The organism is Citrobacter sp. Cpo069, from assembly GCF_030332785.1.
GTDB lineage: Bacteria > Pseudomonadota > Gammaproteobacteria > Enterobacterales > Enterobacteriaceae > Citrobacter > Citrobacter portucalensis.
The window spans coordinates 80,305-86,888 of record NZ_JAOWHD010000062.1 but is presented as its reverse complement, the minus strand read 5'-3'; the positions used below and the strand labels follow the sequence as shown (position 1 = coordinate 86,888).

Here is a 6,584-nt window from a genome sequence, read left to right as displayed (position 1 = left end):
CGGTAGTTCAGTTGGTTAGAATACCTGCCTGTCACGCAGGGGGTCGCGGGTTCGAGTCCCGTCCGTTCCGCCACTTATTAGAAAATTAAGCCTGCTACTAAGCAGGCTTAATGATAAGAAGATTTAGGGGCGTAGCTCAGTTGGTAGAGCACCGGTCTCCAAAACCGGGTGTCGCGAGTTCGAGTCTCTCCGCCCCTGCCAGAAACAATCCTTAGCATTATTGCTAAGGATTTTTTTTTTACCTGTAATTTGAGTTTTTCCTTCTTTCTATTTTACTCCCGGCATCCTTGCCAGCGTTTTCCTTAATCTTCCAGAATATTCGTTCTCAGCAGATCACAAATCAGCGCATGTTTATCGCTATTTTGCAGCCAAACTGCATATAACGGGCGTGAAAGCGTTGTACTGTCGGTAACCGTATGGAGATCGCTTTTACCTTTAGCCCAGCTGACCGGTAGCCAGCTAAAACCTTTGAGGACTGAAAGTTGCTGCCTGGCTAATTCTGCCGAACTGGTGGTAAGTACCGGCACTTCATCTCCCGCAATCAATCCAGCCTCGTGTTGCTGAAAGTCAGGTCCCCATTCCAGACGCAGATAATTCAGTTCATCTTTGGTTTGTGAAGGAGAACTGCAATACAGCGCCAGCGTGAAATATCCCAACAGTTGGCTGCTAAATTCGTCCATTTTGGGCGTTTCGGTAGTAATCAATAGATCAAGCTGTCGTTCATGAAGCTGTTTTACTAACGACTGTCGCTGCGCGATCCTCGCTTCAAATTGCAGGCTGGATTGTGGCTCCTGGGATTGGTACAAACGCCCCAGCCAGCCATTAAGCATGCATTCCCAGAGGGATGCGCTGGCACCAATAGAAAACTCGTTATGCCGCGAGGTATTCGCAACCTCCTTACGTGCTGCTTGCCACGTATTCATCAGCGTTTCAGCGTAAGGTAATAATTTTTCACCTGCAGCGGTTAAACGGATATTGTTTCTGTGTCGGGTGAACAGGTTTACACCCAATTGATTTTCCAGTTGTCTGATCCGAAAACTAACCGCTGATTGGGTCAGATAGAGCGCTTCAGCAGCCCTGCCAAAGTGGCGTGTCCGGCTAACTTCCAGGAAAGTTTTTAACAATTCCGTATCCACAACTCGCTCCATAAAATTATTTGTCGTTATGATTTAAATCTTTTGTTTGACGCTCTGTCAAGCGTAACTAATACTCCGCGCCATAAATAGCTCGGCCAAAGAATTAGGAGCGTGCAGGATGGCGGAAAGCTTTACGACGACTAATCGATATTTCGATAATAAATATTATCCCCGCGGATTCTCCCGTCATGGTGATTTCACCATTAAAGAAGCACAACTGCTTGAGCGTCACGGTTATGCTTTCAACGAGCTGGATCTGGGCAAGCGTGAGCCGGTAACGGAAGAAGAAAAACTGTTTGTTGCGGTATGCCGTGGTGAGCGCGAACCGGTTACCGAAGCTGAACGTGTGTGGTCCAAATACATGACGCGCATTAAGCGTCCAAAACGCTTCCACACGCTGTCTGGCGGGAAACCTCAGGTGGAAGGTGCGGAAGACTACACCGAATCTGATGATTAATAAAAAAGGGCGAAAGCCCTTTTTTTATGCCAGTAGTTTCTGCAAATGAATGAGTAATCTGTCTATCGCCCGATACCCAACAGCCTCCTGTAAGTGCTGGCGAGAGATATGGTCAGATTGTTCTATATCCGCGATCGTTCGAGCGACCTTTATCAGGCGTAACCAGGCGCGGATGGATAATCCGAGATGCGTGAGCGTTTCTTCAAGCCACTGCGCATCGTCGCTACGCAATGGACAGTATTTATGGATATCCTGACTGTCCAGGTGCGCATTTAACTTATTCTGCCGCCGATACTGACGCTCTCGTGCTGCCATAACGCGTTGCTTCACCGTTGCGCTATCTTCCCCTTTTACCTGGCTCTGGCTGAGTATGCCGGGCGGCGGTAAGGGGATTTCGAGGGAGAGATCGAAGCGGTCAAGAAATGGACCTGATAATCGATTGAGGTAGCGTAGCGTCTGCTCTGGGGTACAGCGGTTATGGTTCCCCTGATAATGTCCTGTTGGGCTGGGATTCATGGCAGCAATAAGCTGAAAACGCGCGGGGTAAGTTATTTTTGCCCGAGTGCGGGATAAATGAATCTGCCCGGACTCAATGGGCTCTCGCAGTGCATCCAGCGTGCGCCGCTCAAACTCGGGAAGTTCATCCAGAAACAGTATGCCGTTATGCGCCAGAGATATCTCGCCTGGCGCAGGAATAGAGCCGCCACCGACCATGGCAGTTAATGAAGCACTGTGATGCGGCGAACGAAAAGGGCGTTGTTTCCACTGTTTTTGTAGCGTGTCGGAATTGACCAGACTTAGAATCGCGGCGCTTTCCAGTGCTTCATCATTGCTTAGTGGCGGAAGCAATCCTCTCAGGCGACTGGCCAGCATGGTCTTACCCGTTCCCGGCGGCCCGATGAGTAAGAGGTTATGACCGCCAGCTGCGGTAAGTTCCAGTCCGCGTTTACCCTGTTCCTGGCCGATAACATCGCTCAGATCATCTGCTAATGCGCAGGGGGTAAAATCTGCCGATGATGGTCTGTCTAAATCATGCTTACCTTCGAGAAATGCGCATACGGCCTGTAGATGATCGGCTATCAGGCACCCTTCACCGTGTATCAGTCCCACTTCAGCTGCATTCTCTTTTGCGACAATAATTCTCCTGCCTGCGCGAATAGCTTCAGTTGCACTTGATATCGCACCGGGAACGCCGCGTAACGCGCCTGTAAGCGCTAATTCGCCTACCAGCTCATATGTATCGAGGTTATGGGTTGTAAGCTGCTCAGACGCTGCCAGAAGCGCAACTGCGATAGGTAAATCATATCGTCCCCCTTCTTTCGGGAGATCGGCCGGAGCGAGGTTTATGGTTATCTTCTTTGCCGGGAATTCATAACCGCTATTAATAATCGCACTGCGAACTCGATCGCGAGCCTCTTTTACCGTTGTTTCGGGTAATCCCACCATGGTTAAACCAGGCAAACCATTGCTGATATGTACCTCGATGGTAATGGCTGGCGCATTCACGCCCAGCGCAGCGCGTGTGTGAACAATCGATAGTGACATAAGCCCTCCTGATGAAAGCATTATGTCGCAATACATCGCGGCAAGATTTCACATAATTACGGTTTTTAGAGGCTTATTCCTGTGTTTTTATGTAGCTCAATACTGCTTGCATAAAGCCTGGAATAGCGCTCGCAAACGCTTTTGAATAACGTTTTTAGTAGGAAACGGGTTGCCGAGAATCACCTGAAACGTGAAATATTTTCACTTTTGATTTTTTGTATAAAAAACAACGATATTTATCTAATCCGTTAACGGCGTCAGAAAAACGAATAAAAAAATATCTTGTGTCATTTGCAAATTCTATGGTAACTCTTTAGGTATTCCTTCGAACAAGATGCAAGAAAATACAAAAATGACAGCCCTTCTACGAGTGATTAGCCTGGTCGTGATTAGCGTGGTGGTGATTATTATCCCACCGTGCGGGGCTGCACTTGGACGAGGAAAGGCTTAGAAAACAAGCCTTAACGAACTAAGACCCCCGCACCGAAAGGTCCGGGGGTTTTTTTTGACCTTAAAAACATACATGAGGAGCAGAAAGTGAACGGTAGCATAAAATTCTGTTTCTCAAGATTTACGGCGGGGATGTAACTATGAATGGGGCACAGTGGGTGGTACATGCGTTGCGTGCACAAGGGGTTCAAACCGTCTTTGGTTATCCTGGTGGCGCAATTATGCCGGTTTACGATGCGTTGTATGACGGCGGCGTAGAACACCTGTTGTGCCGACACGAGCAGGGTGCGGCAATGGCGGCAATTGGCTATGCCCGTGCGACCGGTAAAACCGGTGTGTGTATCGCCACTTCAGGTCCTGGCGCTACCAACCTGATCACCGGACTCGCCGATGCGCTGTTAGATTCTGTTCCGGTGGTGGCGATCACCGGCCAGGTGGCCTCACCTTTCATTGGAACGGATGCGTTCCAGGAAGTGGACGTTCTGGGTATGTCTTTGTCCTGCACCAAACACAGTTTCCTGGTGCAGTCACTGGAAGAGCTGCCGCGCATCATGGCAGAGGCTTTCGCTGTGGCGAACTCCGGTCGTCCGGGTCCGGTTCTGGTTGATATCCCGAAAGACATCCAGCTGGCCAGCGGTACGCTGGAGCCGTATTTTACGACCGTCGAAAGCGTAGAGGTTTTCCCGCACGCTGACGTTGAGCAGGCGCGTAAAATGCTGGCGCAGGCGCAAAAACCGATCCTGTACGTCGGTGGCGGCGTTGGTATGGCGCAGGCGGTCCCGGCCCTGCGTGAATTTATCGCGGTAACCCAAATGCCGGTCGCCTGCACGCTGAAAGGTCTGGGCGCAGTAGAAGCTGACTACCCATACTATTTGGGTATGTTGGGAATGCATGGCACTAAAGCGGCAAATTTCGCGGTGCAAGAATGTGATTTACTGATTGCCGTGGGCGCGCGTTTTGATGACCGGGTGACCGGCAAGCTGAATACCTTCGCGCCGAACGCCAGCGTGATCCACATGGATATCGACCCTGCGGAAATGAACAAGCTGCGCCAGGCGCACGTCGCCCTGCAGGGTGATTTAAATTCTCTGCTGCCGGCATTGCAGCAATCTCTGAAGATTGACGCATGGCGTCAGCATAGCGCTGAACTGCGCACAGAGCATACCTGGCGCTATGATCATCCCGGTGAGGCTATCTACGCGCCACTGTTGTTGAAGCAGTTGTCCGATCGCAAACCCGCAGACAGCGTAGTGACAACGGATGTTGGTCAGCATCAGATGTGGTCGGCGCAGCATATGACCTACACCCGCCCGGAAAACTTCATCACCTCGAGCGGCCTGGGTACGATGGGCTTTGGCCTGCCAGCAGCGGTTGGCGCGCAGGTTGCTCGCCCGAACGATACGGTAATCTGTATCTCCGGTGACGGTTCCTTCATGATGAATGTACAGGAGCTGGGCACCGTAAAACGCAAGCAGTTGCCGCTGAAAATAGTCTTACTCGACAACCAGCGGTTAGGCATGGTGCGACAATGGCAGCAGCTGTTTTTCCAGGAACGTTATAGCGAAACCACCCTTACCGATAACCCCGATTTCCTCATGTTGGCCAGCGCCTTCGGCATACCAGGTCAACACATCACCCGTAAAGACCAGGTTGAAGCGGCACTCGACACCATGCTGAACAGCGAGGGGCCATACCTGCTTCATGTCTCAATCGACGAACTTGAGAATGTCTGGCCTCTGGTACCGCCAGGTGCCAGTAACTCAGAAATGCTGGAGAAATTATCATGATGCAACATCAGGTCGCCGTTGAGGCTCGTTTCAATCCGGAAACGTTAGAACGTGTTTTACGCGTGGTACGCCATCGTGGTTTTCAGGTGTGCTCCATGAATATGGAAGCCGCCAGCGATGCGCAAAATATAAATATCGAATTGACCGTTGCCAGCCCCCGGTCGGTCGACTTACTGTTTAGTCAGTTAAGTAAACTGGTAGACGTTGCACATGTTGCTATCTGCCAGAGCACAACCACATCACAACAAATCCGCGCCTGAGCGCAAAAGGAAGAAAAATGACGACGAAAAAAGCTGATTACATTTGGTCTAATGGCGAGATGATTCGTTGGGAAGACGCGAAGGTTCACGTGATGTCCCACGCGCTGCACTACGGTACTTCAGTATTCGAAGGCATCCGTTGCTACGATTCTCACAAAGGGCCGGTGGTGTTCCGTCATCGCGAGCATATGCAGCGTCTGCGTGATTCAGCCAAGATCTATCGTTTTCCGGTTTCTCAGAGCGTTGATGAGCTGATGGAAGCTTGCCGCGAGGTGATTCGTAAAAACAATCTGACCAGCGCCTATATCCGTCCGCTAGTGTTTGTTGGCGACGTGGGGATGGGCGTTAACCCGCCAGCGGGATACACCACTGACGTGATCATCGCCGCGTTCCCGTGGGGTTCTTACCTTGGTGCAGAAGCGCTGGAGCAGGGGATCGACGCGATGGTTTCTTCCTGGAACCGCGTTGCGCCGAACACCATCCCTACTGCTGCTAAAGCTGGCGGTAACTATCTGTCTTCGCTGCTGGTGGGTAGCGAAGCGCGTCGTCATGGCTATCAGGAAGGCATTGCGCTGGACGTGAATGGCTACATCTCCGAAGGTGCGGGCGAAAACCTGTTTGAAGTAAAAGACGGCATTCTGTTTACCCCGCCGTTTACCTCTTCCGCGCTGCCGGGTATCACTCGTGATGCGATCATTAAGCTGGCGAAAGATCTCGATATCGAAGTGCGTGAGCAGGTGCTGTCCCGTGAATCACTGTACCTGGCCGATGAAGTGTTCATGTCCGGTACCGCGGCCGAAATCACCCCAGTACGCAGTGTCGATGGTATCCAGGTGGGCGAAGGCCGCTGCGGTCCGGTCACCAAACGCATCCAGCAGGCCTTCTTTGGCCTCTTCACCGGTGAAACGGAAGATAAATACGGCTGGTTGGATCAGGTTAATCAATAAAC

7 protein-coding genes and 1 tRNA gene are annotated in these 6,584 nt (G+C 51.2%); 6 read left to right on the top strand and 2 right to left on the bottom strand.

Features of this window, described 5'->3' with window-relative positions; all coding sequences use genetic code 11:
• Positions 1 to 125: 125 nt before the first annotated feature.
• Positions 126 to 201: transfer RNA gene (locus OGY08_RS22225), tRNA-Trp, on the top strand.
• A gap of 101 nt (positions 202 to 302) precedes the next feature.
• Here OGY08_RS22225 and hdfR read toward each other — a convergent pair.
• Positions 303 to 1,148 carry an HTH-type transcriptional regulator HdfR gene (gene hdfR, locus OGY08_RS22220; RefSeq protein ID WP_008787063.1) on the bottom strand — a complete coding sequence of 282 codons (846 nt, stop codon included), beginning with the start codon at positions 1,146 to 1,148 and terminating at the stop codon, positions 303 to 305.
• A gap of 106 nt (positions 1,149 to 1,254) precedes the next feature.
• Between hdfR and maoP the strand changes: the two genes are divergently transcribed.
• Positions 1,255 to 1,593: a macrodomain Ori organization protein MaoP gene (gene maoP / locus OGY08_RS22215; protein ID WP_003018025.1), complete on the top strand. Its 339-nt coding sequence runs from the start codon at positions 1,255 to 1,257 to the stop codon at positions 1,591 to 1,593.
• 24 nt (positions 1,594 to 1,617) lie between these two features.
• On the opposite strand, the gene OGY08_RS22210 is transcribed toward maoP, so the two are convergent.
• Positions 1,618 to 3,138 (bottom strand): YifB family Mg chelatase-like AAA ATPase, encoded by a 1,521-nt coding sequence (locus OGY08_RS22210; RefSeq protein WP_286566605.1) that lies wholly within the window; start codon positions 3,136 to 3,138, stop codon positions 1,618 to 1,620.
• 352 nt (positions 3,139 to 3,490) lie between these two features.
• Between OGY08_RS22210 and ilvL the strand changes: the two genes are divergently transcribed.
• The 4 genes from ilvL (at position 3,491) to OGY08_RS22190 (ending at position 6,582) form a co-directional block, all read left to right on the top strand.
• On the top strand, positions 3,491 to 3,589 hold the full coding sequence (gene ilvL / locus OGY08_RS22205) for an ilv operon leader peptide (RefSeq protein ID WP_001311244.1): 99 nt from the start codon (positions 3,491 to 3,493) through the stop codon (positions 3,587 to 3,589).
• A gap of 139 nt (positions 3,590 to 3,728) precedes the next feature.
• A complete protein-coding gene (gene ilvG, locus OGY08_RS22200; protein WP_125363354.1) occupies positions 3,729 to 5,375 on the top strand; it encodes an acetolactate synthase 2 catalytic subunit in 1,647 nt (548 codons plus the stop codon).
• Positions 5,372 to 5,635 carry an acetolactate synthase 2 small subunit gene (gene ilvM / locus OGY08_RS22195; RefSeq protein ID WP_003018017.1) on the top strand — a complete coding sequence of 88 codons (264 nt, stop codon included), beginning with the start codon at positions 5,372 to 5,374 and terminating at the stop codon, positions 5,633 to 5,635. The genes ilvG and ilvM overlap by 4 nt, the downstream gene beginning before the upstream one ends.
• Before the next feature lie 17 nt (positions 5,636 to 5,652).
• Complete coding sequence (locus tag OGY08_RS22190) at positions 5,653 to 6,582, top strand: branched-chain amino acid transaminase (protein WP_125363355.1); 930 nt, start codon at positions 5,653 to 5,655, stop codon at positions 6,580 to 6,582.
• Positions 6,583 to 6,584: the final 2 nt, after the last annotated feature.

What these genes read in the sequence shown, in the direction of transcription:
- OGY08_RS22190 (WP_125363355.1), top strand. Translation starts at nt 5,653, where the DNA reads ATGACGACGAAAAAAGCTGATTACATTTGGTCTAATGGCGAGATGATT.
- maoP (WP_003018025.1), top strand. Translation starts at nt 1,255, where the DNA reads ATGGCGGAAAGCTTTACGACGACTAATCGATATTTCGATAATAAATAT.
- ilvM (WP_003018017.1), top strand. Translation starts at nt 5,372, where the DNA reads ATGATGCAACATCAGGTCGCCGTTGAGGCTCGTTTCAATCCGGAAACG.
- ilvG (WP_125363354.1), top strand. Translation starts at nt 3,729, where the DNA reads ATGAATGGGGCACAGTGGGTGGTACATGCGTTGCGTGCACAAGGGGTT.
- ilvL (WP_001311244.1), top strand. Translation starts at nt 3,491, where the DNA reads ATGACAGCCCTTCTACGAGTGATTAGCCTGGTCGTGATTAGCGTGGTG.
- hdfR (WP_008787063.1), bottom strand. Translation starts at nt 1,148, where the DNA reads ATGGAGCGAGTTGTGGATACGGAATTGTTAAAAACTTTCCTGGAAGTT.
- OGY08_RS22210 (WP_286566605.1), bottom strand. Translation starts at nt 3,138, where the DNA reads ATGTCACTATCGATTGTTCACACACGCGCTGCGCTGGGCGTGAATGCG.